Annotated in this window: 19 protein-coding genes and 1 pseudogene; 15 read left to right on the plus strand and 5 right to left on the minus strand. The window is 62.7% G+C overall.

What is annotated here, in order from left to right; all coding sequences use genetic code 11:
• Positions 1–2: 2 nt before the first annotated feature.
• The 3 genes from ccsB to msrQ all read left to right on the plus strand — a co-directional run bounded on the left by ccsB (position 3) and on the right by msrQ (position 3,084).
• Positions 3–1,217: a c-type cytochrome biogenesis protein CcsB gene (gene ccsB, locus P3T40_RS41140; RefSeq protein ID WP_429273403.1), complete on the plus strand. Its 1,215-nt coding sequence runs from the start codon at positions 3–5 to the stop codon at positions 1,215–1,217.
• A gap of 166 nt (positions 1,218–1,383) precedes the next feature.
• On the plus strand, positions 1,384–2,379 hold the full coding sequence (gene msrP, locus P3T40_RS41145) for a protein-methionine-sulfoxide reductase catalytic subunit MsrP (RefSeq protein WP_429273404.1): 996 nt from the start codon (positions 1,384–1,386) through the stop codon (positions 2,377–2,379).
• Between the two features lie 12 nt (positions 2,380–2,391).
• Positions 2,392–3,084 (plus strand): protein-methionine-sulfoxide reductase heme-binding subunit MsrQ, encoded by a 693-nt coding sequence (gene msrQ, locus P3T40_RS41150; protein ID WP_429273405.1) that lies wholly within the window; start codon positions 2,392–2,394, stop codon positions 3,082–3,084.
• Between the two features lie 115 nt (positions 3,085–3,199).
• Here msrQ and lysA read toward each other — a convergent pair whose 3' ends face one another.
• Both lysA and lptM read right to left on the minus strand, forming a co-directional pair.
• Complete coding sequence (lysA, locus tag P3T40_RS41155; protein WP_429273406.1) at positions 3,200–4,462, minus strand: diaminopimelate decarboxylase; 1,263 nt, start codon at positions 4,460–4,462, stop codon at positions 3,200–3,202.
• 9 nt (positions 4,463–4,471) lie between these two features.
• A complete protein-coding gene (lptM, locus tag P3T40_RS41160; protein WP_429273407.1) occupies positions 4,472–4,801 on the minus strand; it encodes an LPS translocon maturation chaperone LptM in 330 nt (109 codons plus the stop codon).
• Between the two features lie 35 nt (positions 4,802–4,836).
• On the opposite strand from lptM, the gene cyaY reads away from it, so the two are divergent.
• Positions 4,837–5,154, plus strand: coding sequence for an iron donor protein CyaY (gene cyaY, locus P3T40_RS41165; RefSeq protein WP_429273408.1), 318 nt, complete (start codon positions 4,837–4,839; stop codon positions 5,152–5,154).
• Between the two features lie 50 nt (positions 5,155–5,204).
• Here cyaY and P3T40_RS41170 read toward each other — a convergent pair whose 3' ends face one another.
• Positions 5,205–7,610: a penicillin-binding protein 1A gene (locus P3T40_RS41170; RefSeq protein WP_429273409.1), complete on the minus strand. Its 2,406-nt coding sequence runs from the start codon at positions 7,608–7,610 to the stop codon at positions 5,205–5,207.
• A gap of 377 nt (positions 7,611–7,987) precedes the next feature.
• Between P3T40_RS41170 and pilM the strand changes: the two genes are divergently transcribed.
• The 7 genes and pseudogenes from pilM to P3T40_RS41205 all read left to right on the plus strand — a co-directional run bounded on the left by pilM (position 7,988) and on the right by P3T40_RS41205 (position 15,180).
• On the plus strand, positions 7,988–8,968 hold the full coding sequence (pilM, locus tag P3T40_RS41175) for a pilus assembly protein PilM (protein ID WP_429273419.1): 981 nt from the start codon (positions 7,988–7,990) through the stop codon (positions 8,966–8,968).
• Positions 8,965–9,651 (plus strand): fimbrial assembly protein, encoded by a 687-nt coding sequence (locus tag P3T40_RS41180; protein ID WP_429273410.1) that lies wholly within the window; start codon positions 8,965–8,967, stop codon positions 9,649–9,651. Before pilM ends, P3T40_RS41180 begins: the two co-directional genes overlap by 4 nt.
• Entirely contained in the window at positions 9,648–10,556 is a 909-nt protein-coding gene (locus tag P3T40_RS41185; RefSeq protein WP_429273411.1) for a hypothetical protein, read from the plus strand. Before P3T40_RS41180 ends, P3T40_RS41185 begins: the two co-directional genes overlap by 4 nt.
• A pseudogene (locus P3T40_RS41190) lies at positions 10,553–12,180 on the plus strand (type IV pilus secretin PilQ). The gene P3T40_RS41185 and the pseudogene P3T40_RS41190 overlap by 4 nt, the downstream one beginning before the upstream one ends.
• A gap of 95 nt (positions 12,181–12,275) precedes the next feature.
• A complete protein-coding gene (locus P3T40_RS41195) occupies positions 12,276–12,827 on the plus strand; it encodes a shikimate kinase (protein WP_429273412.1) in 552 nt (183 codons plus the stop codon).
• A gap of 7 nt (positions 12,828–12,834) precedes the next feature.
• Entirely contained in the window at positions 12,835–13,911 is a 1,077-nt protein-coding gene (gene aroB / locus P3T40_RS41200; protein ID WP_429273413.1) for a 3-dehydroquinate synthase, read from the plus strand.
• Positions 13,912–13,983: 72 nt separating this feature from the next.
• On the plus strand, positions 13,984–15,180 hold the full coding sequence (locus P3T40_RS41205) for a deoxyguanosinetriphosphate triphosphohydrolase (protein WP_429273420.1): 1,197 nt from the start codon (positions 13,984–13,986) through the stop codon (positions 15,178–15,180).
• Positions 15,181–15,322: 142 nt separating this feature from the next.
• On the opposite strand, the gene P3T40_RS41210 is transcribed toward P3T40_RS41205, so the two are convergent.
• Positions 15,323–15,700 carry a DUF883 family protein gene (locus P3T40_RS41210; RefSeq protein WP_429273414.1) on the minus strand — a complete coding sequence of 126 codons (378 nt, stop codon included), beginning with the start codon at positions 15,698–15,700 and terminating at the stop codon, positions 15,323–15,325.
• A gap of 289 nt (positions 15,701–15,989) precedes the next feature.
• Entirely contained in the window at positions 15,990–16,712 is a 723-nt protein-coding gene (locus tag P3T40_RS41215; protein ID WP_429273415.1) for an OmpW/AlkL family protein, read from the minus strand.
• Between the two features lie 190 nt (positions 16,713–16,902).
• Between P3T40_RS41215 and P3T40_RS41220 the strand changes: the two genes are divergently transcribed.
• The 4 genes from P3T40_RS41220 (at position 16,903) to thpR (ending at position 25,033) form a co-directional block, all read left to right on the plus strand.
• A complete protein-coding gene (locus tag P3T40_RS41220) occupies positions 16,903–17,610 on the plus strand; it encodes a transposase (RefSeq protein ID WP_144151166.1) in 708 nt (235 codons plus the stop codon).
• Between the two features lie 287 nt (positions 17,611–17,897).
• Positions 17,898–22,601, plus strand: a complete 4,704-nt coding sequence (locus P3T40_RS41225) for a glutamate synthase-related protein (RefSeq protein ID WP_429273416.1) — start codon at positions 17,898–17,900, stop codon at positions 22,599–22,601.
• Positions 22,602–22,709: 108 nt separating this feature from the next.
• The gene (locus P3T40_RS41230; RefSeq protein ID WP_429273417.1) at positions 22,710–24,176 is read left to right on the plus strand and encodes a glutamate synthase subunit beta; all 1,467 of its coding nucleotides are present in this window, start codon (positions 22,710–22,712) and stop codon (positions 24,174–24,176) included.
• Between the two features lie 302 nt (positions 24,177–24,478).
• Complete coding sequence (gene thpR / locus P3T40_RS41235) at positions 24,479–25,033, plus strand: RNA 2',3'-cyclic phosphodiesterase (RefSeq protein WP_429273418.1); 555 nt, start codon at positions 24,479–24,481, stop codon at positions 25,031–25,033.
• Positions 25,034–25,318: the final 285 nt, after the last annotated feature.

Consider the following 25,318-nt stretch of genomic DNA (forward strand, 5'->3'; position numbering starts at 1 on the left):
TCATGGACTTGACTCAGGTTTCCTCATCCCCTTCGCGCGGTAGCGCGTCGGCCAAGAACGCGCCAGGCAATGCGGCGCAGCAACCGGCGCTGTTCGACGAGCGGCCGTTCTTCAAGCGCCTCGGCGCATTCGACTGGCTGTTCGCTCTGGTGATGGTCGCGGGCGCGGGTTTCGCGCTGTCGCGCTATCACCCGTTCATGAACTACTACGACAAGCTGGTGCTGGTGTGCGCAGTGCCGGTTTTCGTCACGCTCGGCTGGCGCTGGAAGCCGGTGCGGCTTCTGATTGCGGGCATCGCGGTGCTGTCGCTGTTTGCGATCCAAACCTATCAGGGCGACCTGGCGCGGGCGGATAGCGCGTTTTTCCTCAAGTACTTCTTGTCGAGCCAGTCCGCCATTCTGTGGATGAGCGCGCTGTTCGTATTGGCCACGCTGTTCTACTGGATCAGCTTGCTGTCGCGTTCGCCCACTGGCGCTGCAATTGGCTCGAAGATGACGTGGGCCGCCGTGCTGATGGGCTTTGTCGGCCTGATGGTCCGCTGGTACGAGTCGTACCTGATCGGTTCGGATGTCGGTCATATTCCTATCTCGAACCTCTATGAAGTGTTCGTGCTGTTCAGCCTGATCACCGCGCTCTTCTACCTGTACTACGAGCAGCACTACAACACCCGCGCGCTCGGTGCGTTCGTGCTGCTGGTGATCAGCGCCGCGGTCGGCTTCCTGATGTGGTATTCGATTTCGCGCGATGCGCAGCAGATCCAGCCGCTCGTGCCGGCGCTGCAAAGCTGGTGGATGAAGATCCACGTGCCGGCTAACTTCATCGGCTACGGCAGCTTTGCGCTGTCGGCGATGGTCGGTGTGGCCTATCTCGTCAAAGAGCACGGCATGCTGGCTGACCGCCTGCCGCCGCTCGACGTGCTCGACGACCTGATGTACAAGTCGATCGCAGTGGGTTTCGCGTTCTTCACCATTGCCACGATCCTGGGCGCACTTTGGGCCGCTCAGGCTTGGGGCGGCTACTGGAGCTGGGACCCGAAGGAAACCTGGGCGCTGATCGTCTGGCTGAACTACGCGGCCTGGCTGCATATGCGGCTCATGAAGGGTCTGCGTGGCGCTGTCGCCGCATGGTGGGCGCTGACGGGCCTGCTGGTGACCACGTTCGCGTTCCTCGGCGTCAACATGTTCCTCTCCGGGCTGCATAGCTACGGCAAGCTGTAAGATCTGCCGTTCTCAACCGACCAAGAACCGCCGAGTGCCCTGCATCGGCGGTTTTTTCGTATACGCGGGAATATTGGTGCATCCAGAGTGTTCGTCAGAACAGTACCTATGGATGAGCAGTCGAACGATCATCAACATGGCCCGAGGGGCCAGCAGGAGCGGCAACATGTGGATCAAGCGGACCGACAGGATTGCACTGCACGGCGACAATATCGCCCGCAGCGAAATCACGCCGCAACGCGTGTACGAGAACCGGCGGCGCGTGCTGCGGGCGGCGGGCGCGATGGCGATGGGCAGTCTGATGGGCGTTAGCGGCGAGGCACTGGCCATGTACACGTCGCCGGACGCCAAGGGGCAGAAGCTGGTGGCGAAGACCAATCCGAAGTTTGTGGCACAGGATAAGGTGACCCCTTACAAAGACATTACCACCTACAACAACTTCTACGAATTCGGCACCGACAAGAGCGATCCGGCGCAGAATGCCGGCACATTGCGCCCGCATCCGTGGCGCGTGAGTGTCGAAGGCGAGGTGAAGAACGCCAAGGTGTTCGACATCGACGATCTGCTGAAGATGGCACCGCTCGAGGAGCGGGTGTACCGGCACCGCTGCGTCGAAGGCTGGTCGATGGTGATGCCCTGGATCGGCTTCCCGCTGTCGGAGCTCATCAAGCGGGCCCAACCAACCGGCAACGCCAAATACGTGCAGTTCATCACGCTAGCCGACCCGTCGCAGATGCCGGGCCTGTCGACGCCGATTCTGGACTGGCCGTATTCCGAAGGGCTGCGGATGGACGAAGCGATGAATCCGCTGACCTTGCTGACGGTGGGCTTGTACGGAGACGTGCTGCCCAATCAGAACGGTGCGCCGCTGCGGATCATCGTGCCGTGGAAATACGGCTTCAAGAGCGGCAAATCGCTGGTAAAGATCCGCTTTGTCGACAAGCAGCCGGCCACGAGCTGGAATACTTACGCGCCAAACGAATACGGCTTTTACTCGAACGTGAACCCGAACGTCGACCACCCGCGCTGGAGCCAGGCAACGGAACGGCGGATCGGCGAAGATGGGTTCTTTACGCCAAAGAGGAAGACGCTGATGTTCAACGGCTACGGCGATCAGGTTGCCTCGCTGTATCAGGGCATGGACCTGAAGAAGAATTTCTGAGCGGGAATCGCGATGGCCTCTGAAACACCAACCGTGTCCCAACCTGCTTCGCGGCGACAGCCATCTGCTGCAAAGCGTCCCGCCGCAGCGGGTGCGCGCTGGGTGGTGCCGGCGAAGATCGCGGTATTCGTGGCGGCGTGGTATCCGCTCGCGCGCATCGTGTTGTTCGGCTTGACCGACCGGCTCGGCGCCAATCCGATTGAGTTCATCACCCGTTCAACCGGCCTGTGGACGCTGGTGTTTCTGTGTATCACGCTCGCCGTGACGCCGCTGCGCCGCTTGACCGCCGTGAGCGCGCTGGTGCGGTTTCGGCGCATGCTCGGTCTGTACGCGTTTTTCTACGCCACGCTGCATTTCACGACCTATCTGTGGTTCGACAAATGGTTCGACGTGGCGGCAATCCTGAAGGACATCGGCAAACGTCCGTTCATCATGGTCGGCTTCGCGGCTTTCGTGCTGCTGATCGTGCTGGCGGTCACCTCGCCCCGCGCGATGGTCAGGAAGCTGGGACGCCGCTGGCAGACGCTGCACCGCGCGATCTATGTGATCGGCGTGCTCGCGATCCTGCATTTCTGGTGGATGAAGTCGGGCAAGCACGATTTGCTGCTGCCGAAGATCTACGGCGCGATCATGGTGGCGCTCTTGGGGTGGCGTCTGCTTGTGTGGTTGCGCGAACGTAGGGTGGTGTCGGCCCGGAAGAGGTGAGGGCGATCCTGCTCCGCTCGCTGCCTTGGGCGCCAGCCAACGAAAAAGGCGATGCCGCGGTGGCATCGCCTTTTTTTTCCAGCTTTCTGGCGTGTGAGGCGTTTGCCTCGCGTGGTCAAGCCGGCAGGATGGTTTCCCCGGCGAACAACTGCTTAACCTCCTCGCGCGCGCGGACCACATGCGCCTTGTCACCGTCGACCATAACCTCAGCCGCACGCGGACGCGTGTTGTAGTTCGAGCTCATCACGAAACCGTATGCGCCAGCCGAACGCAAGGCGATGAGATCGCCCGGCTCGATCGCCAGCAGCCGCTCGCGGCCGAGCCAGTCGCCGCTTTCGCAGACCGGGCCAACCACGTCGTAGACGTGCGCCGGCACCTCGCGCTTCACGACCGGTTCGATGCTGTGATACGCCTCATACATGGCCGGGCGCGCAAGATCGTTCATCGCGGCGTCGACGATGGCAAAGTTCTTTTCCGCACCAGGCTTTAGAAACTCGACACGCGTGAGCAGAATGCCGGCATTGCCGACCAGCGAACGTCCCGGCTCGAAATACACTTCGCGATGCCCGTGACCGCGTGCTTCGATGCGATCGAGCACCGTGCGCACGAACTCGCCGATGTCCGGCGGGGTTTCGTCGTCATAGGTGATGCCGAGGCCGCCGCCGACGTCGATATGACGTATCGTCAACCCGTCTGCTTCGATCTGCTCGACCAGTTCGAGCAGCTTGTCCACCGCGTCGAGATACGGCGCGACTTCGGTAATCTGCGAGCCGATATGGCAGTCGATCCCCACCACGTCGAGATGTGTCATGGACGCGGCGGCGCGATAGGTGGCGCGCGCCTCGTCGAAGGCGACGCCGAACTTGTTCGACTTCAGACCGGTGGAAATATACGGATGCGTTTTCGCATCGACGTCAGGATTCACCCGCAGCGACACTGGCGCTTTTTTGCCCACTGAAGCGGCGACCGCATTCAGACGATCGAGCTCAGGAATCGATTCGACGTTGAAGCACTTGACGCCTGCGTCGAGCGTTTCGCGCATTTCCGCGGCACTCTTGCCGACGCCTGAAAACACCACGTTTTCGGCCTTGCCCCCGGCAGCCAGCACGCGTGCCAGCTCACCGCCTGAGACGATATCGAAGCCCGCGCCGAGCCGTGCAAACACGTTCAGCACAGCAAGATTGCTGTTCGCCTTGACGGCGACGTGGACGGTGGCGCGGCGCCCTGCACATGCTCCGGCATAGGCTTGCCATGCGTCGGTCAATGCAGCACGCGAATAGACGTACAGCGGCGTGCCGAACTGCTCGGCGAGAGAAACGGCGGACACGTCTTCAACGTGCAATACGCCGTCGACATAGGCAAATGCGGATCGAGTCATGCGAAAGTCTTATTGAGCGGGGGTGCTGCCGGAGGCGGGTTGTTGCGGCTCCGATGCAGCGGAGTCGGGTACGCTACGGAGTTCGGTTTCCGGCGACAGCGACAACGGCGTGCCGGACGTGTCAGGTACAGTGCCAGATGCCGCTTCGGAATCGGGCTTCACTGCGTCAGGCGACGGCGTCTGGGTCTCATCGGTGGGTTTGGCCGGCAACGGCGGCACGGTCGGCAAGTAGAGCCCTCCGCGTTGCCCGCAACCGCCAAGCACGCAACCTGCGACAATGACCAATGCGGCTAGCCTGAAGCCGGGCGCCACTGCGCGCATCCGAGAAACAACTCGCATGACTGTCCCTGAAAAAATGATCGTTGGAGTTTAGCATGTCCGATAGCGAATACCTGACCCGCGCCGAGGCCGCGCTCGCGGCCATCGAGCGCACGCTCGACGATATCGAAGCCGATATCGAATTCGAGCGCAGCGGCAATGTTCTGACGCTCGAATTCGAGAACGGCTCGAAGATCATCGTCAATCTGCAACCGCCGATGCGCGAAATCTGGATCGCCGCCAAGGCAGGCGGTTTCCATTTCCGTTTCACCGACGACGCATGGCGTGACACCCGCAACGGCACGGAGTTTTTCTCCGCGCTGTCTGACTATGCGACGCAGCAGGCGGGCGAGCCGGTTCGCTTCGAAGCGTAAGCGTTTGGCTCGACGGCACGCGCCGTTAAGGCGCGTGACGAGCCCGCGGACTAATGGCCGCGGAACAGGTTCATGATGTCCTGCTTTTCCTGCTCACCGACCTGTTCCGGTGCTGCCGCCCCCGACGCCGCATCGCTCGAGTTCGCGTCGAGATCGGCCTGACTCACGCCGACGGTTGCAACGAAACCGTTGCCCGGCGTGAAGTTGTCGAAATACAGTTCGTCGCCGAGCGTGACGACGCCATCGGGCATCGGCATCTTGTATTCCGGCACGCCCTTCAATGCCTTGGCCATGTAGTCGATCCACACCGGCAATGCGAGACCGCCGCCGGTTTCCTTGTCGCCAAGACTACGTGGATTGTCATAGCCGATCCATGCGATCGCGGTGAGCGTGTGCTGGTAGCCCGCAAACCAGGCATCCCGCGAATCGTTGGTCGTGCCGGTTTTGCCGGCGAGGTCGGTGCGCTTCAGGATATTGCTTTTCGCGCCGGTGCCGCGCTGCGCGACGCTTTGCAGCAGGCTGTTCATCACGTAGGCATTGCGCGCGTCGATTGCGTGCGGCGCACTCTGTCCGGCGACGAGCGGTTTGGCTTGCGCAACGACGATGCCACGTTGATCCGTGACCTCCGCGATCAGGTATGGGTTGATCCGATAGCCGCCGTTGGCGAACACCGAAAAGCCACCCGCCATCTGCAGCGGCGTGACGAGCCCAGCACCGAGCGCCATCGGCAGATAGGCCGGATGACGATCCGCATCGAAACCGAAATGCGTGATGTACCCCTGTGCGTACTTCGGACCGATCTGGTTGAGGATGCGGATCGACACGAGGTTCTTCGATTTCTGCAGCGCGGTGCGCATCGTCATCGGACCGTCGAAGCCGCCGCCGTAATTCTTTGGCTCCCAAGCCTGGCCGCCGGTTTCGGCGGCAGTGAAGAAGAGCGGCGCGTCGTTGATGACCGTGGCCGGTCCCAAGCCCTTTTCCAGCGACGCGGAATAGATGAACGGCTTGAAGCTGGAACCCGGTTGCCGCCACGCCTGAGTGACGTGGTTGAACTTGTTCTTGTTGAAGTCGAAGCCGCCCACCAGCGCGCGGATCGCACCGTCTTGTGGCACGACGGAGACGAAGGCGCCTTCCACCTGCGGCAACTGCGTGATTGACCAGCTACCGTCGTCGCCCTTGACGACGCGGATGATTGCACCCGGACGGATGCGCTGATTCGGCTGCGCGCGCGGGCCGAGTGCGAACGAGGCGAAGCGCAGGCCATCGCCTTGCAGCGTCGCGACGTTACCATCGGCAAGGGTCGCCTGGACCTGCTTCGGACTCGCGGTGGTCACCACCGCCGCGATGATCTCGCCGTTGTCCGGATGTTCGAGCAAAGCGTCGTCGATCGCCTGTTCGCGCTCGTCCGCGTCCGTGGGTAAATCGATGAACGCTTCCGGACCGCGATAGCCGTGACGGCGTTCGTAGTCCATCAGACCTTTGCGCAGCGAACGGTACGCGACATCCTGGTCCGCGGAGTCGATCGTCGTCACGACATTGAGCCCACGCGTGTAGGCTTCTTCGCGAAACTGCGCATACATCATCTGACGCACCATCTCCGCGACGTACTCGGCGTGCACGCTGAATTCCTTGCCGGCGCCCTTGACGGCGAGCGGCTGCCTGCTTGCCGTGTCGTACTGTTCTCGCGTGATGTAGTGCAACTCGAGCATGCGCGTCAGGATGTACTCCTGACGAATCTTCGCGCGTTTCGGGTTGACGACCGGGTTATAGGCGGAGGGGGCCTTTGGCAGACCGGCGAGCATGGCGGATTCGGCAAGCGTAAGGTCCTTCATATCCTTGCCGAAATACACCCGCGCTGCGCTCGCAAAACCATAGGCGCGCTGACCGAGATAGATCTGATTCATGTAGACCTCGAGAATCTGATCTTTCGTCAGCTTCGACTCGATTTTGTACGCGAGCAACATCTCGTAGATCTTACGCGTGTAGGTTTTTTCGCTCGACAGAAAGAAATTCCGCGCCACTTGCATGGTGATCGTGCTGGCGCCCTGAGTGGCGTGGCCGTTGGTCAGCGCGACGAAGCCGGCGCGCGCGATGCCCGTCAGGTCGACGCCGCCGTGGTCGTAGAAGCGGGCATCTTCAATGGCGAGCACGGCCTTCTTCAGACTGTCGGGCACATCCTGAATATGGACGATGTCACGCCGCTCTTCACCGAATTCGCCGATCAGCACGTGGTCGGCCGTGTAGATGCGCAGCGGCACCTTCGGACGGTAGTCGGTAAGCGCGTCAAGCGAAGGCAGATTCGGCGTGGCGACCACGAGCGCATAGCCGAGCACGAGTCCGGCACATGCGATGCCGGCAAACATCAGACCTACCAGCGCCAGAACGAGCTTTAGCCACAATGGACGTTTGCGCTTCTTTGGCGCGGGCGGCGGGGACGTAGGGGACGAAGATTGCATATGAACACCAAAAAACAGTCCCGCGATTATAGCCGTCCGGCCCGATAGCTTTCGGCATGCTTACGGTAGATCGTCGCGCCGCGCAGGGGATGACCCTACTGTAGACGCTTTGATGTTGCATCGGGGGCCATGAGCTCCACGTTAGCCATTCGGCCGAATATCGGCCGCCGCCGCGGCTGCGCACAATTGTCCTTGCCGGAGAACCCCGGCCGCCCCCAGTTTTCCGCCCCGCAGGAAGTCCCCTTGGGAATGGCCCTTCGGGGATTCTGGCGGCGTTCATCGTGGCGTCAGGTTTGTGGGCGCTTAGTCCTCGCGCTCGATTGGTCGTTTGTGTATGTCGGAGGTTTTGCATGTGTCTGAAGGGAGGCAGGATGGCGATCAGAATCAGAAGTTCATTGCTCGTGAAGGTGCGACGTTTTGCTGCAGGAATTGACGTGAGTCGTGAGGCGGTGAGGCTCGTGGTGTTGAGCCAGCGCCTTCGCATGGGCGAGCAGATGCGGGTGGAGCACCTCGCGGCTGTACCGTTAGCTGCAGGCGCGATGGCGGGGGTGGAGATCGTGGATCGCGCTGCCGTAACCCGCGCAATGCGTGAGGTGTTTGCAGACCTGCCACGTGCGTGTGCGTCCCATACGCTGCGTTGTGCGATGGCGCTGCCGGGTTCGGCGACTCTGATGTCGAGCTTGCCGCTATCGCGCTTTGGCGCCGCTGGGGAGCTAGCAGTAGCGGGCGGGGGAACGCTTGCGACGCTGGAGTCGGCAGTGCTTGGCGAAGCCGAGCGGCTTGCCGGGATCGAGCGTCATGCACTGGCCGTTGACTGGTTCATTGACGGAGCTCCGCGCCGCGCTGCGTCAGTGACCATCGCGACCGCCGGGCGCCAGCATCTGGAGGCGCGCATCGAATGCGCGGCGGCCGCGGGCGTGACCTTGACGGCGATCGACGGTGAGCCGCACGCCGCGTTACGCGCGCTGCGTCACGCGGCGATGCTCGAACTGGAGCCGCACGAAACCTACGCCGCCATCTGGATTGGCGCGGACGGTGTGTACGGCTGGCGCATCGCGGATGAAGCGGTCACCAGCGAGATGCACTATCCGGCGCCCGAACACACCGATCTCGCTGACGCGTTGCGCGACCTTACCGACGGCGGCGCGCCTGGCTGCGCATTACTCGGAGGAGAGCTCGAGTTGCTCGACGGGGTCGGATTTTCTGTCGCGGATCTTGGCGACGTGCTGGGTTGTACCGTGCTGCCGTTCGAGTGCCTGTCGTTGGGCGATTGCGTGCGCCCGTTGTCCGCCGAGCTGCTGCGCGAGCCGACCTGCGCGGTAGCGTTTGGCCTCGCATTGCGCGGGGTGATGGAATGACCTGGATGAATTTGCGCATGGGAATGGCCGGACGCCCCATCTGGATCGGCGGCTTTAACCTGCTGCCCTACCGGCAACGCGACGCGCGCCGCGCCCGGCGGCGCTGTCTGCTCGAATGGTCGGGGGCGGCGTTGGTCGGCTGCGCCGCCGTATTGGCTGTGGCGGGCTGGCAGGCATTTGAGCGGGCGCGGCTCGATGGACAGCGCGTGTCGAGCGAGCGCGAGTTGGCGCACCTCGCTGTGCCGCTCGCGGAGCAGGCGCGACTCCGGCACGATGCTGAAGAAAAAGGCAAACGGGCCGCGCGTGCGGTCGTGTTGTCCGAACCTTTGACGCGCCTGCTCGACCTGCTCGATACGTTGAGCCGCGTGCCCGCCGAAGGCGTCGTCCTGCAGCAGCTAAAACAGCATGCGCATGAGACCGAGTTGCTGGCGACCTCAACGGACCCCGTGGCGTCCGCGATGTGGCTCAAGCAATTGAGCACGATCCGCGGCGTGAAGAATTCCGAGGTCGCAGATCTGCATCCTTTGGCACGTGCGGGACGCGAGGCTTCGGCCGCCGGCAGCGGTCCAGTCGAATTTACCGCCAGATTGCGCTGGGAGGAGCCCGTGAAAGACGCGGGACAGACCGTCGCATCTGCGGGCGCGCATTCACGCGATACCGACAAGCCGCGAGGTGCACGATGAGTACCTTATTTGCCCCGGGGGGCGGGGCGACGCATCAGACCGCGCACGCCTTTCAGTGGCTGAACCGCATGCGGTTGCCGCTCGATGCGTGGAGCGGGCGAAGCCGGCTGCTGGTCGGATGTCTTATCGCAGCGGTCGTGTTCGCTGTTGGCGCGAATGCCTGGATTTCCGCAGACCTGTCTGGTGTGCAGGCAAGCCATGCGGCGCTCTCCGACGCGCAGCACAGGGTTGCGCAGGCCCAGCAGGCGCTCGCACGGTTGCCCGCGTTGCGTCGTCAGGCCGCGGCCACCGCTGGCGGCCAGGCGCTGGCCACGTGGGCTCCAGCTGACGATGTGCGCCTGATGTCGCTGCTCGCGCTGCGCAGCGGCGTTACGTTGCTCACCCTGGCGCCAGGCGTGGGACACGATGCAGGTTCGGATGCCGTGCGGTCGCTGCATCTCACCGTACAGGCTGATTTCCTGCATCTAATGGTGTTCCTGCGTGGGCTGTCCGACATGCCAGTACTCGTCGTGCCTGAAGACGTCACCGTGAAGCGCAGCGCGGGGAGCCTGCTGATCAGCGCTAACCTGCACGTGTTTGCCGACCTGAGTCCCGCTGCGGCCACCCCGGAACTCTTCGATGACGAAGACATGGACGCGGACGACGAAGACGTGGTGTTCTACGACCCCTTCTCTCGAGAGGCGCAGTCGGACGGTGATGTAACAGACGTGGGCTTGCTGCGCCTCGCTGGTGTGTTGCGCGACCGGACGCGCGGCCTCGCACTGCTCGAAACGGCTGACGGCGCTGCCACCGTCGAACAGGGGCAGCGCGTGGGTAACGACCGCGTCACAGCCATGGATGCGCTCAGCATTACGCTGACGAATCCTGTCGGTACACGCACGCTTGCGCTGACGGAGGCGTCATGACGGGATCCGAGCGAATCCGGCGAGCAATCGCCTGTGCCTTTTTCGTTGGAGGCACGGCGCACGCTTCGTTGCCGCCGCTTCCCGCCGTGATGCCGACCGACGATGCGGTTACGCCCTACGACGCGCCGCCGTTGCCGCGCAATCTGGCCGCAGACGTGCCCAACCCCTTTCTGCGCGCCGAATCGGCCGACGAAGGCCCGCCCTCGGGGACGCCTGCGAGCGCGGCAAATGACGAGGTCGATGGCACGCCGCTCGAGGGCGTTCCGCTCGGGGTACGGCGCTCCCGGCCTCGCGTGCGATAGCTGCGCGCGCCGAAGCACCCGCCGAGGCCCTCGAAGGCTCGCCTGTACCGCTCGCCCCGGCGCAGCGTCTGGGCGACGCGTTGAGCCATACGATCGACGACGGTCTTGCACCGGATAAACCCATCTCGCTGAATTTCCAGCGCGCGGAACTGGGTGCGGTGCTGAACGCGTTCGCTCAGTTCACGGGTCTGAATATCGTCGCCAGCGACAGGGTCCGCGGCACGGTGTCGCTGCGGCTCGACAAGGTGTCCTGGCGTACCGCATTCGATACCTTGCTCGACGTCAACGGCCTCGCGATGGAGCGGCACGGCAACGTGATCTGGGTCGCGCCGCTGGCGGACCAGGCGGCGCGCGAGCGACAGCGCTTCGAGGCTCATGCGCGCGTCGCGGATCTGGAGCCGCTTGCGAGCCGGACCTTCGAGCTGCATTACGCGCACGCCGAAGACGTGCGGCGCCTCTTGACCGGCTCGGGGAGCCAGCGCGTGCTGTCAAAACGAGGTGCAGCGATGGCCGATGTGCGCACCAACCTGCTGTTCGTCACTGATCTCGACGCGCGCCTCACGCAAATTGCCGAGCTGCTGGCGTCGATCGACCGGCCATCGCGCCAGGTGTTGATCGAAGCGCGTATCGTCGAAGGGGAGCAGGGCTTTTCGCGCAACCTGGGTGTGCGGCTTTCGCTCGCTGCGGCGAGCGCGGACGGCGGCACGGCAACCGGGCTCTCTGGTGGCAAGGACGGCACGCTCTACGATCTGTCGGCGGGCCCGCTGTCCGGGTTCGACGCGGCGACGGCGGGTCTCACGCTGTTCGCTGCACAGGCCACGCGCCTGCTCAATATAGAATTGAGCGCGCTGGAAGCCGAGGGGCATGGGGAAACGGTCTCGAGCCCGCGCGTGGTGACGGCAGATCGCATGAAAGCGATCGTCGAGCAGGGCACCGAGCTGCCGTATCAGGCAAAAGTCGGCCAGGGCGTCTCCGGCGTGCAGTTTCGCCGCGCAAGCCTGAAGCTGGAGGTGGAGCCGCAGATCACGCCGGATGGCCGGGTGGTGCTGGACCTCGACATTGCCAAGGACAGCGTCGGCGAGCAAACGGCCGCGGGCCCGGCCATCAACACCAAGCACGTGCAGACGCGCGTCGAGGTGGAGGACGGCGGGACCGTGTCAATTGGCGGAATCTACGCCACGGACGACCGGGATGATGTGACTCGCGTGCCACTCTTGGGCAAAATACCCGTTTTGGGCGCACTTTTTCGTCATCGGGCCCACCGTGACCAGCGCAGCGAGTTGGTCGTTTTTATCACGCCGCGCGTTGTGCAGACGAATTGAGCGCCTGCTGCAGCCGCGGCCCGCAGGCTCGACAAGGCAGTCGCTTTGCCAGTAAGCTGCGGCACGAACCATACCGGATTAGCCAGAGGACACCGTTGCAAGCGCGGGACGCACACGCCAATGTATTTTTTGTAGGGCTCATGGGGGCAGGCAAGACTACCGTGGGCCGCGCGGTGGCGCGCCGGCTGGATCGTCCGTTTTTCGATTCCGACCACGAAATCGAGGCGCGCACGGGTGCGCGTATCCCTGTCATCTTCGAACTCGAGGGCGAAGCGGGCTTTCGCGACCGTGAAGCGCACGTGATCACCGACCTCACCCTCCAGCAGAATATCGTGCTGGCCACCGGCGGCGGCGCGGTATTGCGGCCGGAAAACCGCCTCGCGCTGCAGAATAACGGCGTTGTCGTCTATTTGCGCGCCAATCCGCACGATCTGTGGTTGCGCACGCGGCGCGACAAGAACCGGCCGCTGCTGCAGACCGAAGACCCCAAAGCGCGTCTGGAAGAGCTCTACGAGGTGCGTGACCCGCTTTACCGCGAGTGTGCGCATTTCGTCATCGAAACCGGCCGGCCGTCGGTCAACGGCCTCGTCAACATGGTCCTGATGCAGCTCGAGATGGCCGGCGTCGCCAAACATCCTGCGTCATAATGCAAGCATGATTACCGTCAAAGTCGAACTGGGCGACCGCGCCTATCCCATCCATATCGGCGCCGAGCTGATCGGTCAGACTGCGCTGTTTACGCCGCATATCGCCGGTTCGGCCGTCACCATCGTCACGAACACCACTGTCGACCCGCTCTACGGCGACACGCTGCGTGCGGCGCTCGCGCCGCTCGGCAAGCAGGTGTCCACGGTCGTGCTGCCCGATGGCGAGGCCTACAAGAACCTGGAAACGCTCAATCTGATCTTCGACGCGCTGCTGGGCGCGCGGGCCGACCGCAAGACCACGTTGATCGCGCTGGGCGGCGGGGTGATCGGCGACATGACCGGGTTTGCCGCCGCCTGCTATATGCGCGGCGTGCCGTTCATCCAGGTGCCGACTACGCTGCTGTCGCAGGTTGATTCGTCGGTGGGCGGCAAGACCGGTATCAACCATCCGCTCGGCAAGAACATGATCGGTGCGTTCTACCAGCCGCAAGCCGTCATTGCGGACATCGGCGCGTTGCGTACGCTGCCGGCGCGTGAACTGGCTGCCGGCGTCGCTGAAGTCATCAAGACCGGCGCCATTGCGGACGCCGCATTCTTCGACTGGATCGAGGCGAATGTCGGCGCGTTGAACCGCTGCGAGCCACAGGCGCTCGCAGAAGCGGTCAAACGCTCATGTGAGATCAAGGCTTCGGTGGTGGCGGCAGACGAACGCGAGGGTGGTCTGCGTGCGATTCTCAATTTTGGCCACACGTTCGGTCATGCGATCGAAGCCGGGCTCGGCTACGGCGAGTGGCTGCATGGCGAGGCGGTCGGTTGCGGGATGGTGATGGCGGCCGATCTGTCCGTGCGCCTCGGCCATCTCGATGAAGCGGCGCGCCAGCGTCTCGTCGACGTGATCAAGGCCGCGCATTTGCCTACCCGCGCTCCTGCGCTTGGCGAGTCCCGCTATGTCGACCTGATGCGGGTCGATAAGAAAGCCGAAGCGGGAGAGATCAAATTCATCTTGCTGAAGCGTTTTGGTGAGACGCTGATTGGCCCGGCACCCGACGCCGCCGTGCATGCCACGCTAGCGGCCGCCGTCTGACTGCCGCTGCTATGCGAACCGGGTGTGGTCCTTGATTCGGAGAAGCCGGTGAGTGAAACGCGTAGCGAAACCCTGAGTCCCTCCCCCGGTGCCGCGCCTGCGAGCGCGACCCCGGCGCTTCCTGCGGCACCCAACCTCGCTGCGCTCGAAGCCCATCTCGCGCCTTATGCGGCGCATGCGTCGCAATCACGCGGCCGCCGCCATGCCGAAGCGCCGCCCAGCGCGCGCACCGAGTTCCAGCGTGATCGCGACCGCATTGTCCACTCGACGGCGTTCCGGCGGCTCGAATACAAGACCCAGGTGTTCGTAAACCACGAGGGCGATCTGTTTCGCACCCGCCTCACACACAGCCTGGAAGTAGCGCAGATCGCGCGTTCGGTAGCGCGCAACCTGCGGGTCAACGAGGATCTGGTCGAAGCTATTTCACTCGCCCATGATCTGGGCCATACGCCGTTCGGCCATGCCGGTCAGGACGCGCTCAACGAATGCATGCGCGAACATGGCGGCTTCGAGCACAACCTGCAGAGCCTCGCCGTGGTCGACGATCTCGAAGAGCACTACGGAGCGTTCAACGGTCTCAACCTCTGTTTCGAGACGCGCGAAGGCATTCTCAAGCATTGTTCGCGGGAAAATGCGCGGCGGCTCGGTGCGCTCGGCGAGCGCTTCCTCGAAGGGCGGCAGCCGTCCATCGAGGCGCAGATCGCGAATGTCGCGGATGAGATCGCGTACAACAATCACGACGTCGACGACGGACTGCGTTCAGGGCTGCTCACGGTCGAGCAGTTGGCCGAGGTCGAGTTGTGGCAGGCGCACTACGAGGCGGCGCGCCGCGATTATCCGCACATCGAGGGGCGTAGACTGATTCACGAGACGGTGCGCCGAATCATCAACACGCTGATCGTCGATCTGATCGACACGACGACCCGCAACTTAATGCAGCACGCGCCGGCTTCGCTTGACGCTGTACGCGCTGCGCCGCCCCTGGTCGCGCATAGTGAGGCCGTCGCCACGCAGGCGGCAGCCCTCAAGCGCTTCCTGTTTAAGAACCTGTATCGCCACTATCGCGTGATGCGTATGGCCAACAAGGCGCGTCGGGTAGTGATCGGCTTGTTCGATGCGTTCAGCGATGATCCACAGCTGCTGCCGCCCGCGTACCAGTCGTCGGATGCCGCGGCGCAGCCCCGCCTGATCGCCCATTACATCGCGGGCATGACCGATCGCTACGCGCTCAAGGAATACCAGCGCCTCTTCGTGATTTCGGACAACTAGCATCCGCGAGTTGGGTCTACGCACGGCGCACGCAAAGCACGCTCGAGCATAGCCGCGCGGCTAGCATGCGCCGACCCAGAATCCGTTCCGACTTCGGCGCCGCTAAAGGAGGCCGCTCAGTCGAGAGGCCCTCAAATCAAGCTCAGCGAGCCCGTGCGAACAGTGCACCGGCAATCAGGGCAATACCGCCCACGATCGCAACGGTCTGCCACGGGTTTTCATGCACGTAGTCGTCGGCATCCGCGAGCGCGACTTCGGCGCGTTGACGCACCGCATCACGGGTGTCGTTCAGGCGCGAACGTGCTACTTCCAGGCGTTTGCTCAACTGGGCGCGCAACGCTGCAGCGTCGGCTTGCGTGCCGTCGGACAGCGTGTCTTCGAGTTCCGACATCAGTGAGCGCAGTTCTGTGGCAATGTCTTCGGCAGCATGGCGGCTGTGGCGCGCGATACGGCGCGCACGGCGGCTAGTCGTCGTCCAGGATTCGCCGAGGGCGTCTCGCGTGTTCGGTAGTGCAGTCATGGTCGCTCCGTCGTTGAAGAGTCAAAGGGCTCCCGCTTGAATCGGGCGGGAAACCCCATGTCACGCAACTTCGGTGCCACGCGCCAGACCGCGTTCAGGGCCAATCAGCACACCTTTGCGGTGGCACAATTTGCACTTCAAGCCTGTCCGCGCTAGTCAGATTTACAAAGCGACAGGTAGGAGTGCGATGCCCGACGGCCCTTCCGACGCCAAAGAAATGAAAATGCCGCCATGAATGCATGACGGCATTGTTCAAGCCCCCAAAAACCGTCTACCCTTAGTCTTAGTGTCAGAAGCGATAGCCGATGCTGATATAGCTGACGATCGGATTGAGCCGGATCTTTGTCTGCGACTGGACGTTGAGCGTGCCGACCGGTGTGGCGGCGGCGGTGTTCAGCTTTGCGGTAGTGCTGAGCGGTATATACGAGAGCGATAAACCGGCGAACCAGTGCTGGTCGATTGCGAAGGTGAAGCCCCCATTAAACACCGGCGCCCACGAACTATCCGTGGATACGGAGGTCGGACCATGCAGTACCTGCTGTTCGAACACGCTGTTCGTGATCTCTGCATCGGTGAACGAGACATGGGTGACACCCACGCCCAGGTATGGACGGAATCGCGCTTGCGCGTCCCTGAAGTAGTACTTGAACAGCAGGGTGGGGCTCCACTGTTTGGCGTCGCCGAGCTTGCCGTATGAGGTGAAGGCGCCCGAGCCCTCCAGATTGAACTTCGGCGGGATGCCAATCACGAATTCGGTTGCGATGTGGTCGGTAACGAAGTACCCGCCGGTGAAGCCAAGTGTGTCGCCGCTATCGAGGCTGGCACCTGAATTGGGTACGGTGACATTGACAGGTGAGCCGCCAACGCTTGTCTCCTTCAACGGATCACTATTGGACTGAGGCGCAAAATGCAACCACCCTGTTGTGACGTAAAAGGTTCCGGCCGATTGAGCGTGGGCTGCCGTCATGCAGGCAAGCGCCGCGATCCCCGTCATGGCCTGTTTTAACTTCATATTTGTGCTCCTCCAGAAAAGGCCCGCTCATTATGACCACAACGTTTGAAACAAACCATACGCGGCGGTTAGAGCTTTCTCCCTAAGCTCCGTATGGTTTTCGGCTTAGCCGCTTCGCACCGAATCGTACGGGCGTTCGGCTTTTTTGGACCTTCGGGTATATACCAACGCGACTATTGGATACTCCAGCATGGCACGGCTCGCACGTCTTTATGTCCCCGACCAGCCGCAGCACGTCATCCTGCGCGGACTCGATCAGCAGCCCGCATTTGTCGACGATCAGGATTACGAGCTCTTCATCGATTGTCTGAAGGCGGCTTCCCGCGACCATCACCTGTCGATTCACGCGTACGCGTTGATGCCAGGCGCGGTGCAACTACTTGTCACGCCGACCGAGGAGTCGAGCTTGCCGAAGGCGATGCAGGCGGTCGGTCGCCGCTACGTCGCCCACTTCAACCGGCGCTACTCGCGGCGCGGCACTTTATGGGAGGGGCGCTACCGGGCGACGGTGATCGAGGGCGAGCGCTATTTCCTGCTGGCAAGCCGGGTAGTAGAGATGTGCCCGGTGCGCGGGCAACTGGTGAGCGCGCCTGAAGACTACCGCTGGTCGAGCTACCGGCACCATATTGGACTGACGCTCGACAGCCTGATCACCGACCATCCGTTGTACTGGTCGCTAGGCAATACGCCGTTCGAGCGGCAACGCGCCTATCGCGAGCTCTGCGAGCAGCCGCTGGACGAACGCGAAGCCAGTCAGCTGCAGCAGGCCACGTTAAAAGGCTGGGTGCTCGGCAGCGATTCGTACCGCGAGTGGGCGGCGCGGGCGGCGAACCGGCGGGTGTCGCCGTTGCCGCGCGGGCGGCCACGCAAGGTCCGGGAAACGCCGCAGACCCAATAAAGCGTTTCGCTTCAAGGGGCTGCAGGGAAGCGGCATCTTCATATGCCGCTTTCTTTTGCACCGATTTTGATATGGCACCAATAAAAACAAGGTGCGATGCACCAATCTAATAATCGGGGTCATACCATCACATTTTATTTGCTATTCCTTTGATTCGTCGCGTATATTCCGAATTCCGGCGGTTTCGATGCGGATTGCTACGAAGCTGCCTGCGCGGTTGCAGCACGACTGCAGGCAATAAAAACGGTTCAACGGCCTTCCCCGGCCCCCTTACAGACGGTGTCCCCATGAACGATCACGAGCAACCGGTCTCCTCGGTTCCCGCCGCGCAAGGTCTCTATGACCCGCAAAACGAACACGACGCCTGCGGCGTCGGCTTCGTTGCCCACATCAAGGGCAAGAAAAGTCACGAGATCATCCAACAGGGCCTGAAGATCCTCGAGAACCTCGATCACCGGGGCGCCGTCGGCGCCGATCCGCTGATGGGCGATGGCGCGGGCATCCTGATTCAGGTCCCGGACGGTTTCTATCGTGAGGAAATGGCCAAGCAGGGCGTAACGCTGCCGCCGAACGGCGAATACGGCGTCGGCATGATCTTCCTGCCGAAGGAGCACGCGTCGCGTCTCGCCTGCGAACAGGAACTCGAGCGTACGGTGAAGGCCGAGGGTCAAGTGGTGCTGGGCTGGCGCGACGTGCCGGTCGACCACTCCATGCCGATTTCGCCCACCGTCAAGGCGAGCGAGCCGCTGATCCGCCAGATCTTCATCGGCCGCGGCAAGGACATCATGGTGACCGACGCGCTCGAACGGAAGCTGTACGTGATCCGCAAGACCGCCAGCCACCGCATCCAGGCGCTCAAGCTCAAGCACGGCAAGGAATACTTCGTGCCGTCCATGTCGGCGCGCACGGTGGTCTACAAGGGCCTGCTGTTGGCGGGCCAGGTCGGCGTGTACTACCGCGACCTGCAGGACGACCGCACCGTGTCGGCACTGGCGCTCGTGCACCAACGTTTCTCGACCAACACGTTCCCGGCGTGGGAGCTGGCTCACCCGTACCGCATGATCGCCCACAACGGCGAAATCAACACGGTGAAGGGCAATGTCAACTGGCTGAACGCCCGTACCGGCGCGATTGCTTCGCACGTGCTCGGCGACGACCTGCCGAAGCTGTGGCCGCTGATCTACCCGGGCCAATCGGACACCGCCTCGTTCGACAACTGTCTCGAACTGCTGGTGATGGCCGGCTATCCGCTCGTCCACGCAATGATGATGATGATCCCGGAAGCCTGGGAACAGCACACGCTGATGGACGACAACCGCCGCGCGTTCTACGAATATCATGCCGCGATGATGGAGCCGTGGGACGGCCCCGCCGCGATCGCCTTCACCGATGGCCGTCAGATCGGCGCCACGCTCGACCGTAATGGCCTGCGTCCGGCGCGCTACATCGTCACGGACGACGACCTCGTCATCATGGCGTCGGAAGCGGGCACGTTGCCGATTCCTGAATCGAAGATCGTCAAGAAGTGGCGTCTGCAGCCGGGCAAGATGTTCCTGATCGATATGGAGCACGGCCGCATCATCGACGACAAGGAGCTGAAGGACAACCTCGCCAACGCCAAGCCGTACAAGAGCTGGATCGACGCGGTCCGGATCAAGCTCGACGAAATCGAGCCGAAGGCCGAAGACGTCGTGACGGAGCGCCGCGAAGCCGCTGCCTTGCTGGATCGTCAGCAGGCGTTCGGCTACACGCAGGAAGACCTCAAGTTCCTGATGGCGCCGATGGCGCAAGCCGGGGAAGAGGCGGTCGGTTCGATGGGCAACGACTCGCCGCTGGCGGTCATGTCCAACAAGAACAAGACGCTCTATCACTACTTCAAGCAGCTGTTCGCCCAGGTGACGAACCCGCCGATCGACCCGATCCGTGAAAACATGGTGATGTCGCTGGTGTCGTTCGTCGGTCCGAAGCCGAACCTGCTCGACACGAACAACATCAACCCGCCGATGCGTCTCGAAGTGTCGCAGCCGGTGCTCGACTTCAAGGACATCGCCAAGATCCGCGCGATCGATCAGTACACGGGCGGCAAGTTCAGTTCATATGAACTGAACATCTGCTATCCGGTGGCGTGGGGCAAGGAAGGCATCGAAGCGCGTCTGGCGTCGCTGTGCGCAGAAGCCGTCGATGCGGTGAAGTCCGGCTACAACATGCTGATCGTCTCGGACCGCCGCACCGACCGCGATAACGTCGCGATCCCGGCGCTGCTCGCTACGGCCGCGATCCACACGCATCTCGTGCAGCACGGCCTGCGCACGAGCGCGGGTCTGGTGGTCGAAACCGGCTCGGCGCGCGAGACGCATCACTTCGCGTTGCTCGCGGGCTACGGCGCGGAAGCCGTGCACCCGTACCTCGCGATGGAAACGCTCGCGCAGATGGCCGCCGGCCTGAAGGGCGACCTGTCGGCGGAGAAGGCGGTCTACAACTTCACCAAGGCAGTCGGCAAGGGCCTGCAGAAGGTCATGTCGAAGATGGGCATTTCGACTTACATGTCGTACACCGGCGCGCAGATTTTCGAAGCGGTCGGTCTCGCTGAAGACCTGGTGACGAAGTACTTCAAGGGCACCTCGTCGAAGGTGGGCGGCATTGGCCTGTTCGACGTGGCCGAGGAAGCGATTCGTCTGCATCGCGAAGCGTTCGGCGACAACCCGGTACTGGCCACGATGCTCGACGCGGGCGGCGAGTACGCCTACCGTGTGCGCGGCGAAGAACACATGTGGACGCCGGATGCGATCGCCAAGCTGCAACACTCGGCGCGCAGCAACTCGTATCAGACGTACAAGGAATACGCACACCTGATCAACGATCAGACGAAGCGTCACATGACGTTCCGCGGCCTGTTCGAGTTCAAGTTCGATCCGACGAAAGCGATTCCGCTCGACGAAGTGGAACCGGCGAAGGACATCGTCAAGCGCTTTGCAACCGGCGCGATGTCGTTGGGTTCGATCTCGACCGAAGCGCACGCCACGCTGGCTGTGGCGATGAACCGCATCGGCGGCAAGTCGAACACCGGTGAAGGTGGTGAGGACGCGAACCGCTATCGCAATGAACTGCGCGGCATTCCGATCAAGAACGGCGACACGATGAAGTCGGTGATCGGCGAGGAAGTCATCGTCGACATTCCGCTGAAGGATGGCGATTCGCTGCGCTCGAAGATCAAGCAGGTGGCATCGGGCCGCTTCGGTGTGACGGCGGAGTATCTGTCGTCTGCTGATCAGATCCAGATCAAGATGGCGCAAGGCGCGAAGCCGGGCGAAGGCGGCCAGTTGCCGGGTCACAAGGTGTCCGATTACATCGGCAAACTGCGTTACTCGGTGCCAGGCGTCGGCCTGATCTCGCCGCCGCCGCACCATGACATCTACTCGATCGAAGATCTGGCACAGCTCATCCACGATCTAAAGAACGCGAACTCGGCTGCCAGCATTTCGGTGAAGCTCGTGTCCGAATCGGGCGTTGGCACAGTCGCAGCCGGTGTGGCGAAGGCGAAGGCCGATCACGTCGTGATCGCGGGTCATGATGGCGGTACGGGTGCTTCGCCCCTGTCGTCGCTCAAGCACGCTGGCACGCCGTGGGAACTGGGTCTCGCGGAAACGCAGCAAACGCTCGTGCTGAACCAGTTGCGCGGCCGTATCCGCGTGCAGGCCGACGGTCAGATGAAAACCGGCCGCGACGTCGTGATCGGTGCTTTGCTCGGCGCGGACGAGTTCGGCTTCGCGACGGCGCCGCTCGTCGTCGAAGGCTGCATCATGATGCGCAAGTGTCACCTGAACACCTGCCCGGTCGGCGTCGCGACGCAAGATCCGGTGCTGCGTGCGAAGTTCAAGGGCCAGCCGGAGCATGTCGTCAACTTCTTCTTCTTCGTTGCGGAAGAAGCGCGCGAAATCATGGCGCAACTGGGCATCCGCAAGTTCGACGACCTGATCGGCCATGCCGAGCTGCTCGATACGAAGAAGGGCATCGAGCACTGGAAGGCGAAAGGTCTCGACTTCTCGCGCGTGTTCCACCTGCCGTCAGTCCCGGCGGAAGTGGCGCGCAAGCACGTCGACGTGCAGGACCATGGTCTCGACCGCGCGCTCGATCACGTGCTGATCGAGAAGGCGAAGGCCGCGATCGAGAAGGGCGAGCACGTCTCGTTCATCCAGCCGGTACGCAACGTGAACCGTACGGTCGGCGCCATGCTGTCCGGCACGATCGCGAAGAAGTACGGCCACGATGGCCTGCCTGACGACACGGTTCACATCCAGTTGAAGGGCACTGCGGGCCAGAGCTTCGGCGCGTTCCTCGCGAGAGGCGTGACGCTGGATCTGGTCGGCGACGGTAACGACTACGTCGGCAAGGGCCTGTCGGGCGGGCGCATCATCATTCGTCCGACGAACGATTTCCGCGGCAAGTCAGAAGAGAACATCATCTGCGGCAACACGGTGATGTATGGCGCGATCGAAGGCGAATCGTTCTTCCGCGGCGTGGCAGGCGAGCGTTTCTGCGTGCGTAACTCGGGCGCGACGGCAGTGGTGGAAGGCACGGGCGATCACGGTTGCGAATACATGACGGGCGGCACGGTGGTCGTGCTCGGCGAAACGGGCCGTAACTTTGCGGCCGGCATGTCGGGCGGTATCGCTTATGTGTATGACCCGGACAGCACGTTCGCCGGCAAGTGCAACAAGTCGATGGTCGCGCTCGATCCGGTGCTGCAACAGGCCGAGCAGGAACGCACGGTCGACAAGGGCTTGTGGCACGCGAACGAAACCGACGAAGTGCTGCTGAAGGGGCTGATTGAACGTCACTTCCAGTTCACTGGCTCGCCGCGTGCGAAGGCGCTGCTCGAAAACTGGGATGCGTCGCGCCGTCAGTTCGTGAAGGTGTTCCCGACGGAATACAAGCGCGCGCTGGGCGAAATGGCTGCGAAGAAGGCGAACAAGGAAGTCCTCGCCGCCTAATTGCCGCTTAAATCAGCTCAAGTCGTTAGATACCCATTAGTTGTACCCGCCGCCCTCGTGTGCGGCGGGTGTCGATTCCCCACCTGTACAGATAGATAAGAGAACCACATGGGCAAGGCAACCGGTTTTCTCGAGTTCGAACGTCGCCATGAGACGTACGAAGCTCCGCTCACGCGTGTGAAGCACTACAAAGAGTTCGTTGCGGCACTGGCCGACGACGAAGCGAAGATTCAAGGCGCACGTTGCATGGACTGCGGCATTCCGTTCTGCAACAGCGGCTGCCCGGTGAACAACATCATCCCGGACTTTAACGACCTGGTGTTCCATCAGGACTGGAAGACCGCGATCGAAGTGCTGCATTCGACCAACAACTTCCCGGAGTTCACGGGCCGCATCTGCCCGGCGCCGTGCGAAGCGGCGTGTACGCTTGGCATTAACGACGACCCGGTCGGCATCAAGTCGATCGAGCACGCGATTATCGACAAGGCGTGGGCCGAAGGCTGGGTCGCGCCGTTGCCGGCGAAGCACAAGACGGGCAAGAAGGTCGCCGTGGTCGGATCGGGCCCCGCTGGTCTCGCGGTCGCGCAGCAACTCGCGCGCGCGGGGCACGATGTGACTGTGTTCGAAAAGAACGATCGCATTGGGGGCCTGCTGCGTTATGGCATTCCCGATTTCAAGCTGGAAAAGTGGCTGATCGACCGCCGCATGCGTCAGATGGAAGCCGAAGGCGTGACGTTCCGCGCCAACGTGTTCATCGGCAAGGATCCGCTGCCTGGGCACATCGGCAACACGGCGAAAGAAACCATCACGCCGGCCGAGCTGAAAGAGCAGTTTGACGCAGTGGTGCTTTCGGGTGGCTCGGAAACGCCGCGCGATTTGCCGGTGCCGGGCCGCGAACTGGAAGGCATCCACTACGCGATGGAATTCCTGCCGCAGCAGAACAAGGTCAATGCGGGCGACAAGCTCACCGCTCAACTGCTGGCCAAGGGCAAGCATGTGATCGTCATTGGCGGTGGCGACACGGGTTCGGATTGCGTGGGCACGTCGAACCGTCACGGTGCAAAGAGCGTGACGCAGTTCGAATTGCTGCCGCAGCCGCCGGAAGAAGAGAACAAACCGCTCGTGTGGCCTTACTGGCCGATCAAGCTGCGCACGTCGTCCTCGCATGAGGAAGGCTGCGAGCGCGATTGGGCGGTGGCAACCAAGCGTCTCGAAGGCAAGAACGGCAAGGTTGAGAAGCTGATTGCCGTGCGTGTCGAATGGAAGGACGGCAAGATGCAGGAAGTGCCGGGTTCCGAATTCGAAATGAAGGCCGATCTGGTGCTGCTGGCGATGGGCTTCACGCAGCCGGTCTCGCCGGTGCTCGAAGCGTTCGGCGTCGACAAGGACGCGCGCGGCAACGTGCGGGCCTCGACCGAAGGCGACAAGGCGTACTACACGTCGGTGGACAAGGTGTTCACCGCGGGCGACATGCGCCGCGGCCAGTCGCTGGTGGTGTGGGCGATCCGCGAAGGACGCCAGTGCGCACGCTCGGTCGACGCGTTCCTGATGGGGCAGTCGGAACTGCCGCGCTAAGTCTTCGGCCGGTCCCGCGGCGGGTGGCGAGGGACGGCAACCGTTTGCAGGACGAGGTGGAGACGACAAGGCGGTAAACGAAGCCGGGCGCCCGAGAGGGCGACCCGGCTTTTTAGTTGGCCGATACGCGTCAACCCGGGCGGGGATAATGTTTCAGCGTGTGGATTGTGCGTCTACATGCCATTGCCATTTCGCCAACCGGGCGCGTGAACCTGCGTCCAACCTAGGGTCGGGTGTACGAGATCGACGCCCGAGATACTGTCGCGGGAGCGGGCTGTTTCAACCAGGGACGGTGACCAACGATGCAAGCAACGGATTCGCCGGAGCTCGACGCATGGCAGCGCTGCTTTATCGCGCTCGCGCCGGATGCCGCGACGCGCGATGCGCTCGCCGCTGTCCCGGTTCCAGCCAGCGCGCGCCGGGTGCTCTACGAGCAGTTGCATCTGACGGTGACTTTCATCGGTTCGCTGAGCGTCGAACTGGGCGGCGCTTTGGCCGCGGGATTGGCTGAGCCCAACCCGCCGCTCCCACCTGCGCCGGTGACGCACATCGAACATTGGCCGAGTGCCGCGCATCCACGCCTGATGGTGGCGACACTGGCGATGAGCGATGAACTCGTCAAACTCGATTGGCGTGTGCGTTCTCTGATGATCAAGCTCGGCCTGCCGGTTGATGCACGTGCGTTTCGGCCGCACATTACGCTGGCGCGATTCGGCCGGGATGCTGCGGCTGTCAATCACGCAACGCAGACGCCCGCGAATCTACTGGCGCGTTTCGAGTCGCTGATCCTGTATTCGAGTACGCTGGCACGACACGGTGCGCGTTATCGGGCGTTGGCAACCACATCATTGCCGTGAGGACGTGGGCCCATACGTCCACGCGAACGACACACAGGTACCCACACGATGAACCGAACCGCCGCGCACGCAGCGCGGGGGCGGGATGAATGAGCGCTGTGTCACAGGCGTGTATTGTGCGAGAGCCGATCTTGTCTTCGGACCACTAAGGATTGTGAACAGAGGCGGACACCTACGAGCTGGCGGTGTGAGCCCGCTTTCTTTGCCTACTTTCTTTGCGGCGGCAAAGAAAGTAGGTGCCGCCCCGCACAGGGGCGAAGCTGATATGACTCCCGGTGTCAATCG

It is taken from the genome of Paraburkholderia sp. EB58, from assembly GCF_050436665.1.
Classification (GTDB): domain Bacteria; phylum Pseudomonadota; class Gammaproteobacteria; order Burkholderiales; family Burkholderiaceae; genus Paraburkholderia.

What these genes read in the sequence shown, in the direction of transcription:
- lptM (WP_429273407.1), bottom strand. Translation starts at nt 4,801, where the DNA reads ATGCGAGTTGTTTCTCGGATGCGCGCAGTGGCGCCCGGCTTCAGGCTA.
- P3T40_RS41180 (WP_429273410.1), top strand. Translation starts at nt 8,965, where the DNA reads ATGACCTGGATGAATTTGCGCATGGGAATGGCCGGACGCCCCATCTGG.
- P3T40_RS41170 (WP_429273409.1), bottom strand. Translation starts at nt 7,610, where the DNA reads ATGCAATCTTCGTCCCCTACGTCCCCGCCGCCCGCGCCAAAGAAGCGC.
- P3T40_RS41210 (WP_429273414.1), bottom strand. Translation starts at nt 15,700, where the DNA reads ATGACTGCACTACCGAACACGCGAGACGCCCTCGGCGAATCCTGGACG.
- thpR (WP_429273418.1), top strand. Translation starts at nt 24,479, where the DNA reads ATGCAAGCAACGGATTCGCCGGAGCTCGACGCATGGCAGCGCTGCTTT.
- msrP (WP_429273404.1), top strand. Translation starts at nt 1,384, where the DNA reads ATGTGGATCAAGCGGACCGACAGGATTGCACTGCACGGCGACAATATC.
- msrQ (WP_429273405.1), top strand. Translation starts at nt 2,392, where the DNA reads ATGGCCTCTGAAACACCAACCGTGTCCCAACCTGCTTCGCGGCGACAG.
- cyaY (WP_429273408.1), top strand. Translation starts at nt 4,837, where the DNA reads ATGTCCGATAGCGAATACCTGACCCGCGCCGAGGCCGCGCTCGCGGCC.
- P3T40_RS41185 (WP_429273411.1), top strand. Translation starts at nt 9,648, where the DNA reads ATGAGTACCTTATTTGCCCCGGGGGGCGGGGCGACGCATCAGACCGCG.
- lysA (WP_429273406.1), bottom strand. Translation starts at nt 4,462, where the DNA reads ATGACTCGATCCGCATTTGCCTATGTCGACGGCGTATTGCACGTTGAA.
- ccsB (WP_429273403.1), top strand. Translation starts at nt 3, where the DNA reads ATGGACTTGACTCAGGTTTCCTCATCCCCTTCGCGCGGTAGCGCGTCG.
- P3T40_RS41225 (WP_429273416.1), top strand. Translation starts at nt 17,898, where the DNA reads ATGAACGATCACGAGCAACCGGTCTCCTCGGTTCCCGCCGCGCAAGGT.
- P3T40_RS41215 (WP_429273415.1), bottom strand. Translation starts at nt 16,712, where the DNA reads ATGAAGTTAAAACAGGCCATGACGGGGATCGCGGCGCTTGCCTGCATG.
- P3T40_RS41220 (WP_144151166.1), top strand. Translation starts at nt 16,903, where the DNA reads ATGGCACGGCTCGCACGTCTTTATGTCCCCGACCAGCCGCAGCACGTC.
- P3T40_RS41230 (WP_429273417.1), top strand. Translation starts at nt 22,710, where the DNA reads ATGGGCAAGGCAACCGGTTTTCTCGAGTTCGAACGTCGCCATGAGACG.
- aroB (WP_429273413.1), top strand. Translation starts at nt 12,835, where the DNA reads ATGATTACCGTCAAAGTCGAACTGGGCGACCGCGCCTATCCCATCCAT.